The organism is Brevibacillus laterosporus (assembly GCF_030489605.1).
GTDB lineage: Bacteria > Bacillota > Bacilli > Brevibacillales > Brevibacillaceae > Brevibacillus_B > Brevibacillus_B laterosporus_E.
Genome location: NZ_JAUKFY010000004.1, coordinates 93,328 through 109,128, shown reverse-complemented (window position 1 = coordinate 109,128; position 15,801 = coordinate 93,328). Strand labels below are relative to the sequence as shown.

The window sequence follows — 15,801 nt, the reverse complement described above, 5'->3', positions numbered from 1 at the left end:
AGAGATGGCAGAGGTAAAAGTACCAGAATTAGCAGAATCCATTTCAGAGGGAACAGTAGGTAAATGGCTTAAACAGCAAGGTGAAGCAGTAGCCATGGGGGATATCCTGCTTGAATTGGAAACCGATAAAGTAAACGTAGAAATTATCGCTGAAAATGAAGGTGTGTTAACGCAAGTATTAAAAGAAGAGGGTGACACCGTTAAAGTGGGTGAAACCATCGCAGTTATTGATGAAGCTGGGGCAGCATCAACACCAAAAGCGGAAAGCAAACCAAAGCCAACTTCTCAACCTGCGCCAGAAGTCAAAGCGCAACCGGCTGTTACTCAAGAAGAAAGTAAACAATCTGTAGTAGCTTCTCCAGCAGCTAGAAAGCATGCTAGAGAACGTGGAATTGATCTTAATGAAGTGGCTACAATCGATCCGTTAGGCCGCGTTCGCAAACAAGATGTTTCTACCTTTGACCCAAGTCAGCAAGTGGCTGCACCAAAACAAGCAGCTCCTGCTCCAAAAGCACAACCGCAGGCTGAAGAGGTTAACCCTGCTAAACCAGTTGAACGTCAAAGAATGTCTCGCCGCCGTCAAACGATTGCAAAACGCTTAGTAGAAGTACAACAGACTGCAGCGATGCTAACTACTTTTAACGAAGTAGATATGACAGCGATCATGGCATTACGCAACAAACGTAAAGATGCATTTGAAAAGAAAAATAATGTAAAACTTGGCTTTATGTCCTTCTTTACGAAAGCTGTTATTGGAGCGTTGAAAAAATACCCGCTCCTAAACGCTGAGATTCAAGGCGATGAAATCGTAGTGAAGAAATTCTATGATATCGGTATTGCTGTGTCTGCACCGGAAGGCTTGGTAGTCCCAGTCGTTCGCGATGCAGATCGTATGAGCTTTGCTGAAATTGAAAAAGGAATTGGCGATTTGGCTGTAAAAGCAAGAGAAAACAAACTAGCCTTGTCTGACTTGCAAGGCGGAACCTTTACGATTACAAACGGCGGCGTATTCGGTTCACTATTGTCTACCCCAATTCTAAATGCTCCACAGGTAGGTATTCTCGGGATGCATACAATCCAGACTCGTCCAGTGGCGATTGATCAAGACCGTATGGAAAACAGACCGATGATGTATATCGCACTTTCCTACGATCACAGAATTGTTGACGGTCGGGAAGCAGTAGGTTTCTTAGTAACAGTGAAAAATCTATTGGAAGATCCAGAATCTCTATTGCTAGAAGGCTAACATCCACGTGTGAATACGGTCTGCCTCTTCTTTGCCTGAGCGCGGTGAAGCAAGTGAGAGGAAGGGGCAGACCCCTATTATAAGCAAGTAGTACAAGATAGTTGAATTACAATGGTTCCTACCAGGTAACAGGAGGATAATAGATGAACATTCATGAGTATCAAGGAAAAGAGGTTCTGCGACAATATGGGGTTACTGTTCCAAACGGGAAAGTAGCTTTCACAGTTGAAGAGGCCGTAGAAGCAGCAAAAGAACTAGGTACAAAAGTATGTGTAGTAAAAGCTCAAATCCACGCAGGTGGACGCGGTAAAGCTGGCGGCGTAAAAGTAGCGAAGTCTCTGGATGAAGTAAAAGCTTACGCAAGCGAAATTCTGGGCAAAACGTTGGTAACTCATCAAACAGGTCCAGAGGGTAAAGAAGTAAAACGCCTTTTAATTGAAGAAGGCTGCGATATTAAAAAAGAATATTATTTAGGTCTAGTTTTAGACAGAGCTACTTCTCGTGTGGTATTGATGGGCTCCGAGGAAGGCGGCACAGAGATCGAAGAGGTAGCAGCCGCAACGCCTGAAAAAATCTTTAAAGAATATATTGATCCAGTAGTTGGTTTAACGCCATTCCAAGCTAGACGCCTAGCATTTAACATCAATATTCCTGCAGAGCTGATCAATAAAGCTGCAGCGTTCATGACTGCTTTGTACACTGCCTTTGTTGAAAAAGATTGCTCTATCGCTGAAATCAATCCATTAGTTGTAACAGGTGACGGCAACGTAATGGCATTGGATGCAAAATTGAATTTTGACTCCAATGCACTGTACCGCCATAAAGACATCATGGATTATAGAGATTTGGAAGAAGAAGATCCAAAAGAGATCGAAGCATCCAAGTATGATTTAAGCTATATTTCCCTAGATGGTAACATCGGTTGCATGGTAAATGGTGCAGGTCTGGCAATGGCTACGATGGATATTATCAAACACTTTGGCGGAGATCCTGCCAACTTCCTTGATGTAGGGGGCGGTGCTACTGCTGAGAAAGTAACGGAAGCCTTTAAAATCATTTTGTCTGATAAAAATGTAAAAGGAATCTTTGTTAATATCTTTGGCGGTATCATGAAGTGTGACATTATTGCTACTGGCGTAGTTGAAGCGGCGAAACAATTGAGCCTTGAAGTTCCATTGGTTGTTCGTCTGGAAGGTACAAATGTTGAATTGGGCAAACAGATCCTAAAAGACTCTGGTTTAAACATTACCTCTGCTGATTCAATGGCAGACGGCGCTCAAAAGATTGTATCACTCGTGGGTTAATGGTTAGGGGGAAAAAATAAGTGAGCGTATTTATTAATAAAGATACAAAGGTAATCGTCCAAGGTATTACAGGTTCAACAGCGTTGTTCCATACAAAACAAATGTTGGAATACGGAACCAAAATCGTAGGTGGGGTAACTCCTGGTAAAGGTGGTACAGAGGTAGAAGGCGTACCTGTATTCAACACCTTGTCAGAAGCAGTTGAGAGCACTGGTGCAACAGCTTCCGTTATTTATGTACCAGCTCGTTTTGCGGCAGATGCGATCCTAGAAGCGGTTGACGCTGAATTAGATTTGGTTATTTGCATCACGGAGCATATTCCAGTTCTTGATATGGTTAAAGTAAAACGCTACATGGAAGGCAAGAAAACTCGCCTAGTAGGTCCAAACTGCCCGGGTGTCATTACTCCGGATGAGTGCAAAATCGGTATTATGCCTGGCTATATTCATAAAAAAGGCCATGTAGGAATCGTATCCCGTTCTGGTACTTTAACGTACGAAGCGGTACACCAATTAACTGTTGAAGGCATCGGTCAATCGACAGCAGTTGGAATTGGCGGAGACCCGGTAAATGGCACGAACTTTATCGATGTGCTAAAAGCTTTTAATGAAGACCCGGAAACATATGCGATCATTATGATCGGTGAGATCGGCGGTACAGCTGAAGAGGAAGCGGCTCTTTGGGTAAAAGAGCATGCAACTAAACCAGTAGTAGGCTTTATCGGTGGACGCACAGCACCTCCTGGAAAACGTATGGGACATGCTGGTGCTATCATCTCTGGTGGTAAAGGAACAGCAGATGAAAAAATCCGTGTCATGAACGAATGCGGTATTAAGGTAGCGGAGACTCCTGCAGTAATGGGTGAGCTATTAATTTCCGTATTAAAAGAAAAAGGCCTATATGACAAGTGTAAAACTCACTAATCGTATCTAGCTAAGCTAGTAGATTAGGGGCTGTAAAAGGATAGAGCGAGCAGATAAAAGCTTGGCTCTATCCTTTTTATATTATTTGACGTTAAAAGCATTGATTTATTCAGTGAATCCCCTTTTTGAAGGAGAGTTACTGTCATTTTCACAACAGTCTCGCCATCAAAAAGGTACGATGATAAATAGCTGATAAAATAAATGGTAATAAAGTAAATACATCAGAGCTGTTTTGTTCCATTCATGTTCTAAGCGCTGATCTTCGGGTTATATACGCAATTTAGGACTTCGTCTCATGCAACCTCCATAGCTGATCGTCAAATTTGCCGTAACGTGAAATCGTTAGAGCCTTGATCAAAGCATGTCCTTTTAACAAAATTTCTTCAAATTCCTGTTCTGGATCAGAGAGACTTACAATGGCGCCTCCTACACCTATTGTCGTCGTTTGTGGGGACATTACAATGGTTCGTATAACAATGTTGAGATCAATTGTCCCGTTTAATCCGAGAAATCCAATAGCTCCGGAATAGATGCCCCGAGCGTTGGTTTCCAATTCGTCGATGAATGTCATTGTGCGCAATTTCGGAGCCCCGGTCATTGAACCTCCGGGAAAAGCAGCACGTATGCAATCGATTGCTGACAGCTCAGGTCTAAGCGTTCCTTGAATTGTAGATACCATCTGGTGTACCGTTTGATAGGATTCAATGGCCATTAATTTGGGAACATGAACGCTTCCTGGTTCACATACTAGCCCTAAATCATTGCGCAAAAGGTCAACAATCATGAGATTTTCGGCCCTGTCTTTTTCACTGCTGCGTAATTTTTCTGCAAGACGCCTATCCTCCTCAAAATCAGAGCCGCGTGCTATTGTACCTTTTATAGGCTTGGCCTCAACCAACCGATTTTGATCGATTTTTAGAAATCTTTCTGGAGATGAGCATAGGATACTTAGGTCGTGAAACTTGAAAAAAGCAGAGTAAGGAGCTGGATTAATCTCGCGTAGAATTCGATATGTCAACAATGGATCGAAATTCTCCTGCGTATGGATTCTGTTAGTTAAACAAATTTCATATGTTTCACCATCCAAAATATATTGCTTGCACGCTTCTATGCTATCTACATATTGTGAATGTGATTGACTTAATTGAAAGGAAAGCGGGTGGTTGGCATCACCTGTATCTGGAATTTCTAAAGCTGGCTGAAGGGGAAGGTTTTTTAGTTTTTGTTCCATACTTTCAAACCACTGGTCAGCTAAAGCAAGATCATTAATTGGGACAATGCTAACCAAATACATACACTTTTCCTGATGATCAAAAGCAATCAGCCGATCGGCATAGATAAACATTGCGTCAGGGGTTGCTGCGGTGTGGTGTAGGGATGCGCCGCATTCTGCTTTTAATTCATAGCCAAAGTAACCAACGAACCCTCCGTTAAAATCAAAAGGCAAGTCAGTAGATTCTTGTTGCATGCTATATAATTCCCGGTCTAAATAATCAAAAATGCTCTCAGTGATTTCATTTTGTCCTGTAGAATGTTTTATTTTGATCTGCTTGGTCGCTGTTTCATAGGAAATAACCCGGCTTAATGGACCATCGTTTGTTCCCATAAATGAAAAACGGGATAAATTAGATTCTACGCGACTGCTATCCAGCCAGTATGTATATGCTTCTTTTGAGAATAAATGAAGAAAGACTCTTTCTGGTTCTACATACATCGTTAATTTTCGGCTGATAACCTTGACAGTTGGCAATGTATCTGTCTTTTTGCGTGATATTCCCTGAGGGACAATTGAATGAGGTGAAATGTTAGACAAAATACACATCTCCTTGTATATGTTAGTCACGTAATTATTGTGTACAGGAAAATTCCTCCCTTAGATAGTTACATAAAACAGATCCCTATTGCAAAAATATTTTTTGAGAAGTCCAAAAGACTTGTAAAAGCATCAAGGGCATCTGGATGGAATTACTTATCCTAAAAAGATTTATTGATAGTCTAAATTCGCGTATGATTGATACAGCAAGTTTCCTGAAACGATACATTTACGAAAAAATAATCCCAGTCAATGTGGGGATGCCCTTTTGCAGTGGAGAGGAGTAAAGACTGTGAAGACTTTATTAATTGACAACTATGATTCCTATACGTTCAATCTTTATCAACTTTTCGCGTCTACAAGTGGAGTGTTGCCAACAGTCGTCCGTAACGATCAATTTACATGGTCGGAATTAGAGAACCTGTCGTTTGATAACATTGTCATTTCACCTGGACCAGGAACCCCTACAAATGTAAAGGATTTTGGGATTTGCAAAGACGCCTTGCTTAACGCTGAAGTTCCCATTTTTGGGGTCTGTCTGGGACATCAGGGAATCGGTCATATATTTGGTGCAAAAATCATTCATGCACCAGAGGCGATGCACGGGAGATTGAGCAACATATGGCATAATGATTCAGCGTTGTTTAGAGGAATTCCACAAAGTTTTCAGGTGGTCCGTTATCACTCTTTAATAGTTGAGGATAGGCTCCCTGAATGCCTTGAGAAAACGGCATGGACAGGTGATGGCATCATTATGGGATTGCGCCATAAAGAACGGCCTGTTTGGGGAGTACAGTTCCATCCTGAGTCAATTTGTACTGAATTTGGGCAGCAATTAGTTGAAAACTTTACAGAGCTGACCAGAAAATATCATTCTTCAGAAAAAGGACAGCCAGAGGACTCTGAGAATGAAACCTTACATCCAAAATGTCTAGTCATGTAAGTTGAACATCATGTGGTTGCATGATGAAGATTCCCTTCCTGATAGCATTAGTTTGCGCATGGGAGGGGATTTTTTATTTTAGCAGCTTATTCATAGAATCGGATGTCCAGACTAGTGCAGAAAGCTTTTCAACTTAGATCATTCCTGAGGTTTTTGCCTTTTAACAAGCATTTCACTAATAGTTTCAGCAACCATTTTAGTTTGAGAAATAACATCTTCAGATGATTGCACTCTAACAGATACATGGATAAGTCCAGATACCATATTACCAAGATTCATAACATGTAAAGTTTTGATCCCTTGTTGCTTGCCAAATCAAGATTGCCGATTTCAACGTACTATGCTGACCTTAGTTCAACTTTTTTAACAGAGGTTGGATTTCTTCACGTAGCAATAGACTTCAATTTGTCTAACTTTACTTGACACCTTTTAATAGGTGTCATTTTATAAATAGAATTGTTTAACTCAATTGTATTTCAAATTATGTGTCGTTGCCTGAAAGATGTATAATAAAGAGTACAGGTTCCTTATTGAAAACGGAATTGACCGTGCATCACAAACCAGCTATTCATGTTAGAAACAGGAGAGTAATGAATCTAGACGAATGGAAAGAAGCAAACGTAGCTTATTAACTAGATTAAGAAACGAAGTTAAGCAACCAGAGAAAGTTTAGAATATCGAAATGGGAGCTTAGCAGTCTAAAATTCGTGTGGTGCAATTGGAAATGAAGGGGTAGCAAATATAGATGGTAAGCTTACTGGAAGTAGATAAATAAGTACCCATTATCCCCCGCCTTCACCTATTTATATTATCTATATTATAGCAGCCTTTAAAATCTCATTTCTAAGATGTTCAGAATGAGAATCATAGCGTGAAAGATTTATATACTCACGACTTTGATCCTGAAGCTGTATTTTTTCCTTTTCCAATTCTCTTTGTTGATTTTCTATTTCTTTTAATTGTTCTTCATTGTTGACACCAGCAGAAAGAGCGTCATTATAGCCTTCCATTTATGGAAAGAATCATCTCAGATACTTGGACCCACTAAAATTTTCACCCGTTTCCTTATTGATTAAATCAGCAATTTGATTCCAATTAATAGGGTAGAGGTGTTTTATGTTACCTAATCTAAGTTTATATGCCCTAATAGTCTCATCAGGAGAAAACTGATGGGATTAGAGTTTTCTTTTAAACAAATCAAGGACAAAAAAATGTATACAAATATGAAAAAGAGCGGGCATGCTCCTTTCGAGCGGATAGATGGCAAGAGATTTGTTGTTAAAGTTACACCGGTAATCATAGAAGGCAGGGAAGTATTAAAAACGGAGCCGTATAAAATTGATGAGGAAAAGAGTTCACCAAGAGAGCCGGATATCACCTTAGAAAATGGAGATGCTCAATATCTAGATAAGGTCAAACCTATAAGCTAACTAGCATAGGAAAGGGATGGGGTGAGTCAGAATAATCTGCACTTTGTCCTTTTTCTTTTTAAGAGATAATAATGTTGAAAAAATCTGAAAATTAATTATAATAAAAACTGAGAGGTGATTCAGGTGTCAGAAACAAAGCGAGAGCTAGGGCAAACAGCCACGGCACACATGACAAAAAAAGGGCTAGAAACCAAACAAAAATTATTGACGGCAGCCGAACAGGTCTTTGGTGCAAATGGGTATTATGAAGCGTCCATCGTTATGATTACCCAAGAGGCCCAAGTAGCTCAAGGCACTTTTTATAATTACTTTTCTTCTAAAAAAGCAATTTATGAAGAGCTAATCAGACAACTAAGCCGTGATTTACGTTCCAAAATCAAGCTGGAGGTGGCAAAAGCTCATTCCCATGAAGAAGCTTTGCGACTTGGCTTCCAAGCATTTTTTCGTTGGGTAAAAGAGCATCGGAACCTATACGGGATCGTACAGCAGGCTGTGTTAGTAGATGAGGCGTTGTATCGCTGGTACTATGATAAGCTGGCGAGTGGCTTTATCAAAAGCTTGACTGCTGCAATGGAGGAGAAGGCTTTTCGCTCACTAGACAAGGAGACATTAGCTTATTGTCTGATGTCAATTGGACAGTTTTTAGGCATGAGATGGGTTTATTGGGAAAATCAAGAGGTGCCGATAGAGGTATTTGAAACAGCGATGAGTTTTATTCTGCAAGGTATGGGGAAACAAGCTGAGAACAAGTAATCAGGAAAGGAGGATGTCTATGCAAGGGATTGCTTTCTGGATTGACCAGCGAGCACAGAATACTCCTAATCGAATAGCCATCATTACAGAAGAACAACAGCTTACGTATAAGGAAATGGGACAAAAGGTGAATCAGTTCGCCCGGTTTCTTCAACAGGAATGTGACGTCGAAGCTGGAGTCCGAGTAGGGATTTTAGCACAAAATAGTCTGTCTTATGTAGTATTATTGTTTGCTATTGCTAAGCTGGGCGGTATTGCGGTTCCGCTGAATATAAGATTGACCGCAAATGAGCTTGCTTATCAGCTAGAGGATAGTGGGACAAATGTATTGTTTACACAACATGAATTTCAGCCTGTCATCAAGCAACTGGAAACGAAGGTGAGTTTGAGACAGATTATCTGGATGGATCACAAGAAACATTTTTCCGGTGAAGAAGCACTAAATCGAGCAGCCATTGCTATTGAAGCTGATTTTGAAAACGCTGTCAATCTGTTATCAAGCGAACCTCTCATTTTTGAAAAGATAAATGCTAAAGAACCTTATCTCATTTGCTATACCTCTGGCACCACAGGACGCCCAAAAGGAGCCGTATTAACACAAGAAAATATGTTTTGGAATGCGATCCATAATTTGACCTCTTTAGATATTACTTCGAGTGATCGTTCCATTGTATTACTGCCTTTATTTCATATCGGTGGAATTGGACTGTTTGCTTTTCCAACGTTGTTTGCAGGAGGAAGCATTGTTATTTTGGGCAGGTTTCATCCAGACAAAGCCTTAGAAATGATCCAACAGTATCAAGTGACAATCGTCATGGGGGTTCCTGCCATTCATGATGCACTTAGAAGGAGTGAATTATTTCCCACTACAGACCTAAGCTCCGTCCGCTGGTTTTATAATGGAGGCGCCCCTTGTCCACATGAGCTGATTTTGTATTATCAAGACCGAGGTCTCCCTTTTGGACAGGGTTTTGGTCTAACCGAGACATCCCCCACTGTTTGTATGCTTTCAGCTGAGGACGCACACCATAAGGTTGGCTCTATTGGCAAGCCTGTTCTGTTTTGTGAAATTAAGCTGGTGGATGAGCATGATCAGGAGGTGCCAAACGGGGAAGTAGGCGAACTGGCAATAAAAGGTCCACATGTGATGAAGGAGTATTGGAATTTACCCAATGAGACGGCAAAGGCAATGCGCAATGGCTGGTTTTATACAGGTGATTTAGCAAGAAGGGATGAAGAGGGCTTCCTCTATATTGCTGGACGTCGTAAGGAAATGATTATATCCGGTGGCGAAAATATTTATCCTTTAGAGGTAGAGAAAGCGATTGACTCGTTACCGGAAGTAGCTGAAGTGGCTGTGGTTGGTGTAGCAGATGAGAAATGGGGTGAGGTGGCAAAGGCTTTTGTAGTCATAAAAGAAGGCGCTACGCTTACAGAGGAAATGCTTCAGCATGCGTGTCAAACGAGAATCGCAAAATATAAAATACCTAAATATTTTGTCTTTTTACCTGAATTGCCTCGAAATGCGACAGGCAAGATCAATAAAACTGCTTTGCAAAGGATAGAATCAAAACCTTGATAAGGAAGGTGACTGCACAGTGAGTTTTAAGATTGGACAGAGTGCCTCATTTAGCCGAACCATGACAGAAACAGATTTCGTGATGTTTGCTGGATTAAGCGGGGATTACAATCCCATCCATGTTGATAAGGAATATGCAGGTGATACGCGGTTTGGACAGAGAATTTCCCATGGACTGCTAACAGCTAGTCTGTTATCCCGTTTACTAGGAATGCATTTGCCAGGTAAAGGGTCTGTTTATAAGGATCAGACCTTGCAATTTAAGGCTCCTGTGTTTATTGGAGATACCATCACAGCGACTGCTACTGTAAAAGAGTTTAATGAAGCACGAAGAATGTTAACTTTAGTAACAGAATGCACGAATCAGCACGGCATAGTAGTTCTTACTGGGATAGCTATTATGGTGGTGCCAAAAGAAGGGGAGAAGATATGAATAGAAAACAGAGTAACATAGCAAGTGTTACTATCGGGATTGAGGAAACGGGTGTTTATTTCCCCCCTCACATAGAAACAGCAGAGATGCTCGCGCAAAAAACGGGTATTCCTGCATCAGTTATCATAGAAAAGTTTGGACTTTATGAAAAACATGTAGCAGATGACACGCTTCACGCATCTGATCTGGCGGTAGCAGCTGCTAAATCATTTGTAGGAAAGAAAATTAGTCCGGAAGAGCTTGATGTCATTATCTATTTTGGCAGCCCACACAAGGATTATTACGTATGGTCGTGTGCAGCTAAAATTCAGCATGAGCTAGGGGCTACAAACGCCTATGCTTTTGAAATTATGAATGTAAGCTCCTGTTTTCCTATCGCTTTAAAGGTAGCAAAGGATATGCTAACGGCTGACAACAGCATTCGGAATATTCTGCTTGTTGCTGGATGTAAAGAATCACATATTATTGATTACGAAAATCCGCGATCCCGGTTCATGTTTAACTTCGCTGATGGCGGAACTGCCGCATTGGTTACACGCGGAGCTTCTAAGAGTCGAATTTTACAATCAGCGATGATAACGGATGGATCATTTCACGATGATGTCAAGGTACCTGGGGGTGGCAGTAAAAATCCGGCAAGCCACGATACGGTGGAAAATCGTCTCCACTATATTGACGTAACGAACCCTTCCAGTATGAAGGAGCGTCTTGATCCCGTATCCGTTTCTACTTTTGTGGAAGTGATAGAACGAGCACTACAAAAGAGCAAAAAGACCATTCAGGATATAAAGCTGCTTTTACCGCTGCATACCAAGCGTTCCATGTATAGAGAGTTATTACAACGGCTAGGCTTAGCTGAGGATCAGGCGATTTATTTAGATCACCATGGACATATGTCAGCATTAGACCCATGCATTGGTTTGCATTTTGCACAGGAGAAGCATCTGTTGCATAAAGGAGACACTGTAGTAGCAGTAAGTGCTGGTACGGGATATACCTGGGCAGCTACTGTTCTTGAATGGAGAGGTGAGGATTACTAATATGAAAAGCCCGGAAAATCGCCCTTTTTGTCATAAGCGATCAAGGATTCATACGCTTTTCGTAACCAAGCTGCTTGCGGTAATCTGTTCGTTTTCCTTATTTTTCCCAGTGGTGTCACCTGCTTTTGCCTCAAGCTTTACGTATTCGGAAGTTTGGGGAAGTGAAGCAGATGATCCTTCGATGTTTCGAACGCCAGTCGCTATGGCAAAGGATCGTACTGGCAACATATATGTGGCTGATATGGGGAATCATCGGATTGTGAAAATGAATAAGTCTGGTAAGGTACTAGAGACCTTCGGCGGTCTTGGCGACAAACCTGGAAAGTTCAACATGCCGTTTGGAGTCGCTATTGATAAGGAGGGTAATATTCTAGTAGCAGATACGGGGAATTATCGGATACAAAAGTTTGATCATCAATTCCATTTTGTAAAAAGCTGGGGAACCCGTGGGAAGGGGGAAGGAGAGTTTGGCTTTCCACGTGAGCTAGCGGTTGACAGCAAGAATAACTATTATGTTACGGATGAATATAATCATCGTGTCCAAAAGTTTGATCAGGCTGGGACGTATTTACTAACGATTGGCACATACGGTAAAGGACAAGGGGAGCTTGCCCTCCCGCAAGGAATCGCAATTAGTCCGACTGATGAGGTATACATTGCTGACACATTTAATAATCGAATACAGGTTTTTAATGATAAAGGTAAGTTTCAAAGACAGATTGGAAAAGGTGAGTCTGGCCTTGGACCCTACCAGTTTAATTTTCCGAGAGGCATTAATTTCGATTCTTTATCAGGTGCATTCTACGTGGCAGATACCTTTAACAATCGTATCATGAAATTTGATCAGCAAGATCGCTTTTTGTATACTGTTGGACTATTTCCGATTTTAATCTATCCAAATCAGGTGTTGCCGGATGGGGATGGAACGTTCTACGTAACAGATACGGGGAATAATCGGATTGTTGTCTATAAAGACTCTGCTTTGAGTGCTGTATTAGATCGCTTTATCGGAAATTCTCGTGGTGACAAAAAGCAGTACGCGGGTCCTTTTGATGTGGAAATTGACAAAAGCGGCAATATCTTTGTGGCAGATTCATTTAACCACAGGATTTTAAAGTATAATTCCAATGGAGTGCTGGTTGGAAAATGGGGCAATAAATTCGGAAATGGCGGCCCCAATGCTTTTGGCAGTTTGCCTGGTCAATTTATCGTTCCACGCCAGGTCGCTATAGATGCCTACGGATTTGTTTATGTTGCTGACTCTGTGAATCACCGCATTCAGAAATTTACCAACACAGGTGTCTTTGTAGCTACCTATGGGTCGATGGGCTATCTCAGCGGTTTTTTTCAATTTCCAGCAGGAGTAGCAGTTGATAGTAAAGGAAACATTTTTGTCGCTGATACACTTAATCATCGTATTCAAAAATTTAATCCATTTTTCATCTATATGAAAGAATGGGGCCAAAAAGGAACAAAAGACGGCCAATTTAACCAGCCAATGCAATTGGCGATTGATTCAAAAGACAACATATATGTGGTGGATCGGAATAATCACCGGATTCAGAAATTTGATAATAGCGGCCGTTTTCTAGCTAAATGGGGAACAAATGGTGGCGCAGGTGCAACAGACCCATTGGGAAGTTGGAAGGAAGGAAAAGGGGATTTGTTCCTCCCAATCGGTATTGCCATAGATAAACAGGATCGTGTCTATGTCACGGATACCTCGAACAATCGGATGGAATTGTACGATCAAGAGGGAAGGTTTCTTGAGGAGTGGGGGCATTTTAGTGGAGCAGACGGACATTTTTTCTCTCCGCAGGGATTAGGGATTGATTCGTCAGGAGCACTTTGGATTGCAGATGGGCTGCTGCAACGGATTCAAAAATTCGTCCCATCGGACCATCGGAGTAAAAATGTGGTGCATGTTGATTTATCGAGTGAATATACTCCAAATAGCTGATAGAGAGGAGAAACAGTTGCTATGAGTCGTAATACACAGAGGCTGCAAGGTAAAGTAGCAATCGTAACAGGAGGAGCCGATGGTATAGGTAAAGAGACGGTGAAGCTGTTTTTAGCTGAAGGCGCAAAGGTGGTCATCGCGGATTATAATCAAAGCGCGGGAATCACCTTATTGGAAGAGTGCCAGCAGGCTGGTTTTGAGCATGTTAGATATGTACAGGTAGATGTCTCAAATATGGAGAGTGTCGAGAAGCTGGTACAAAGCGTAATCGAAGCATTTTCCACTGTGGACATTCTAATTAACAATGCGGGTATTACGCAGGATGCTATGCTAGCAAAAATGACGGTAGAACAATGGCAACAGGTTATAAATGTTAACCTGAATGGGGTTTTCTACTGCACAAAAGCAGTCACTCCGCATTTGATCGAAAAAGGCTCGGGTAAAATTATTAATACATCATCCATTGTCGGCTGTGCTGGCAATATTGGCCAAACCAACTATGCTGCATCGAAAGCAGGAGTAATTGGCCTGACTAAAACTTGGGCTAAGGAACTAGGGAAAAAGGGAATCACGGTCAATGCGGTCGCGCCCGGCTTTATTGAAACTTCAATGGCTCTAAAGGTACCCGAGAAGGTACTGACAAATTTAGTTGCCCAAATCCCTTTACACCGTCTTGGGAAGCCATCTGATATTGCAAAAGCATACCTATTTTTAGCTTCAGAGGATGCAGATTATGTAAACGGTACTGTATTAGAAGTGGATGGCGGACTGTCTATTTGAACATGTAACGATAAAGCGCGCTGATCTCTGGGAGAGATGACGCGCTTTATTAACAAAAATTAATAATTTCTTTATTAGATAAAAAAACACTGGAGGAAAAATTTTATATATAAAAGATAAGGGAGCGTTTATTTATAATATATTCTTAAAATTCAATGATGGCCTATTTTTTCATAATAATAAAAGAATTATCTTTTTGGAAAAAAGTGAATATAGTAAATTTTGGCTTTTCGTGATATAGACATCGCTGGAAAGTTTAGGTATATTAAAAATATGGAAAAAATTTTTCAATAATATGCTTTTATAGTAAATATTATCTGAAAAAGTAATTTTATTTCATAGCAGGAATGTGAAGATATTGTCGTTTGTTGCGAATTTACTCATAATTCAATTTTTGATTATTCGCTTTTAACAGAAAGTAGCCAGAGTACTTTATTTTGTTTGATTGAAGGTGATAGCTTAATCAGCATGCACTTTTATGAAAAAGAATGCAAGCGAAGTGTTGCATGGGGGCAATACGAATCCAAAGGGAGAGGTAATTTATGCTATCAAAACTAGACGAGCTACAGTCATTTATTGGTGATACACCTCTTTTGCATTTGAAAAGCGATACGATTAACCTTTATACCAAGCTGGAATTTCAGAATTATAGTGGAAGTGTGAAAGTTCGGCCGGCTTATTACATATTAAAATCTGCGATTGAGAGAGGCGAAATCACCTCTACTACTACTGTAATTGAATCTACTTCCGGAAATTTTGGCATTGCATTAGCCTATTTATGTAAAAAACTCGAAGTTCCCTTTATACCTATTATTGATAATAATATTAACGAGATATACGAAAAGATTTTACGTATCACTGCTACAAAGGTAATGAAAGTAACTGAACGAGATGAGACTGGTGGTTATTTATTAAATCGAATAAGAAAAGTCAATGAACTTCTACGTACAATCAAAGATTCATTTTGGACAAATCAATATGCAAACAGGGATAGCTTCCTTGCCCATTATCATGGATTAGGCAGGGAAATTGCAGACGCCTTTGAACATCTGGATTATGTGTTTATCGGTGTTAGCTCGTGTGGAACCATTGCTGGTGTATCCCGCAGATTAAAAGAAAAGTTTCCATTCGTTAAGGTTATTGCAGTAGATACAGAGGGATCAGTGATATTTGGGAATAGTCCCAAAAAACGCTTTATTCCGGGGATTGGATCTAGCATGGTCCCAGAAATACTGAAGGAGGCTATGATCGACGAGGTCATTCATGTACCAGAGTATCGAGCAATCCAAGGCTGTCACGAACTGCTAGAAAAGCACGCTTTATTTGCAGGAGGCTCATCGGGCAGCTCCTATTATGCTATACAGCATTATTTTGCAGACAAGACATTTCAAACACCGCCGAATGTAGTCTTTATTTGTCCTGATAGCGGTTTATCTTATGTGGATACAATTTATAACAAAGATTGGGTAGAAAAATTCTGCTTACATCAATAATAACGAGATAAAACGTCCCATCACGATTATCTATCATCAAGCATCTATTTTTGGGGGCGTTATTTATGACTAGTAAACCAAAATACATAATGGGGGAGTGATGA

Annotated in this window: 13 protein-coding genes and 1 pseudogene; 12 read left to right on the top strand and 2 right to left on the bottom strand. The window is 40.8% G+C overall.

All coding sequences use genetic code 11. The features are described from left to right. Positions 1-4: 4 nt before the first annotated feature. The 3 genes from odhB to sucD all read left to right on the top strand — a co-directional run bounded on the left by odhB (position 5) and on the right by sucD (position 3,473). Entirely contained in the window at positions 5-1,246 is a 1,242-nt protein-coding gene (gene odhB, locus QZ995_RS05835) for a 2-oxoglutarate dehydrogenase complex dihydrolipoyllysine-residue succinyltransferase (RefSeq protein WP_301804289.1), read from the top strand. Between the two features lie 143 nt (positions 1,247-1,389). Next, positions 1,390-2,550, top strand: a complete 1,161-nt coding sequence (gene sucC / locus QZ995_RS05830) for an ADP-forming succinate--CoA ligase subunit beta (protein WP_301804287.1) — start codon at positions 1,390-1,392, stop codon at positions 2,548-2,550. 20 nt (positions 2,551-2,570) lie between these two features. After that, on the top strand, positions 2,571-3,473 hold the full coding sequence (gene sucD / locus QZ995_RS05825; RefSeq protein ID WP_003336193.1) for a succinate--CoA ligase subunit alpha: 903 nt from the start codon (positions 2,571-2,573) through the stop codon (positions 3,471-3,473). 280 nt (positions 3,474-3,753) lie between these two features. Here the strand turns inward: sucD and pabB are convergent, their stop codons facing one another. Beyond that, positions 3,754-5,295, bottom strand: coding sequence for an aminodeoxychorismate synthase component I (pabB, locus tag QZ995_RS05820; protein WP_301804267.1), 1,542 nt, complete (start codon positions 5,293-5,295; stop codon positions 3,754-3,756). A gap of 283 nt (positions 5,296-5,578) precedes the next feature. On the opposite strand from pabB, the gene QZ995_RS05815 reads away from it, so the two are divergent. Further along, on the top strand, positions 5,579-6,229 hold the full coding sequence (locus tag QZ995_RS05815; protein WP_301804263.1) for an anthranilate synthase component II: 651 nt from the start codon (positions 5,579-5,581) through the stop codon (positions 6,227-6,229). A gap of 812 nt (positions 6,230-7,041) precedes the next feature. On the opposite strand, the gene QZ995_RS05810 is transcribed toward QZ995_RS05815, so the two are convergent. Continuing rightward, entirely contained in the window at positions 7,042-7,239 is a 198-nt protein-coding gene (locus QZ995_RS05810; RefSeq protein WP_301804260.1) for a hypothetical protein, read from the bottom strand. Positions 7,240-7,398: 159 nt separating this feature from the next. Between QZ995_RS05810 and QZ995_RS05805 the strand changes: the two genes are divergently transcribed. The 8 genes and pseudogenes from QZ995_RS05805 to sbnA all read left to right on the top strand — a co-directional run bounded on the left by QZ995_RS05805 (position 7,399) and on the right by sbnA (position 15,697). Next, positions 7,399-7,659: a hypothetical protein gene (locus tag QZ995_RS05805; protein WP_301804257.1), complete on the top strand. Its 261-nt coding sequence runs from the start codon at positions 7,399-7,401 to the stop codon at positions 7,657-7,659. Positions 7,660-7,827: 168 nt separating this feature from the next. Further along, positions 7,828-8,412, top strand: a complete 585-nt coding sequence (locus QZ995_RS05800) for a TetR/AcrR family transcriptional regulator (RefSeq protein WP_301804854.1) — start codon at positions 7,828-7,830, stop codon at positions 8,410-8,412. Positions 8,413-8,431: 19 nt separating this feature from the next. Next, on the top strand, positions 8,432-9,991 hold the full coding sequence (locus tag QZ995_RS05795) for an o-succinylbenzoate--CoA ligase (RefSeq protein ID WP_301804254.1): 1,560 nt from the start codon (positions 8,432-8,434) through the stop codon (positions 9,989-9,991). A 19-nt stretch (positions 9,992-10,010) separates the two neighbouring features. Next, positions 10,011-10,424 carry a MaoC family dehydratase gene (locus QZ995_RS05790; protein WP_301804251.1) on the top strand — a complete coding sequence of 138 codons (414 nt, stop codon included), beginning with the start codon at positions 10,011-10,013 and terminating at the stop codon, positions 10,422-10,424. Further along, complete coding sequence (locus tag QZ995_RS05785) at positions 10,421-11,464, top strand: 3-oxoacyl-ACP synthase (protein WP_301804249.1); 1,044 nt, start codon at positions 10,421-10,423, stop codon at positions 11,462-11,464. Before QZ995_RS05790 ends, QZ995_RS05785 begins: the two co-directional genes overlap by 4 nt. A 1-nt stretch (position 11,465) precedes the next feature. Beyond that, positions 11,466-13,352, top strand: a pseudogene (locus QZ995_RS05780) (6-bladed beta-propeller); the annotation flags it as partial. A 93-nt stretch (positions 13,353-13,445) separates the two neighbouring features. After that, positions 13,446-14,204 carry a 3-oxoacyl-ACP reductase FabG gene (fabG, locus tag QZ995_RS05775; protein ID WP_301804245.1) on the top strand — a complete coding sequence of 253 codons (759 nt, stop codon included), beginning with the start codon at positions 13,446-13,448 and terminating at the stop codon, positions 14,202-14,204. Positions 14,205-14,746: 542 nt separating this feature from the next. Further along, positions 14,747-15,697 carry a 2,3-diaminopropionate biosynthesis protein SbnA gene (gene sbnA / locus QZ995_RS05770; protein ID WP_301804242.1) on the top strand — a complete coding sequence of 317 codons (951 nt, stop codon included), beginning with the start codon at positions 14,747-14,749 and terminating at the stop codon, positions 15,695-15,697. The last annotated feature ends 104 nt before the right edge of the window (positions 15,698-15,801 follow it).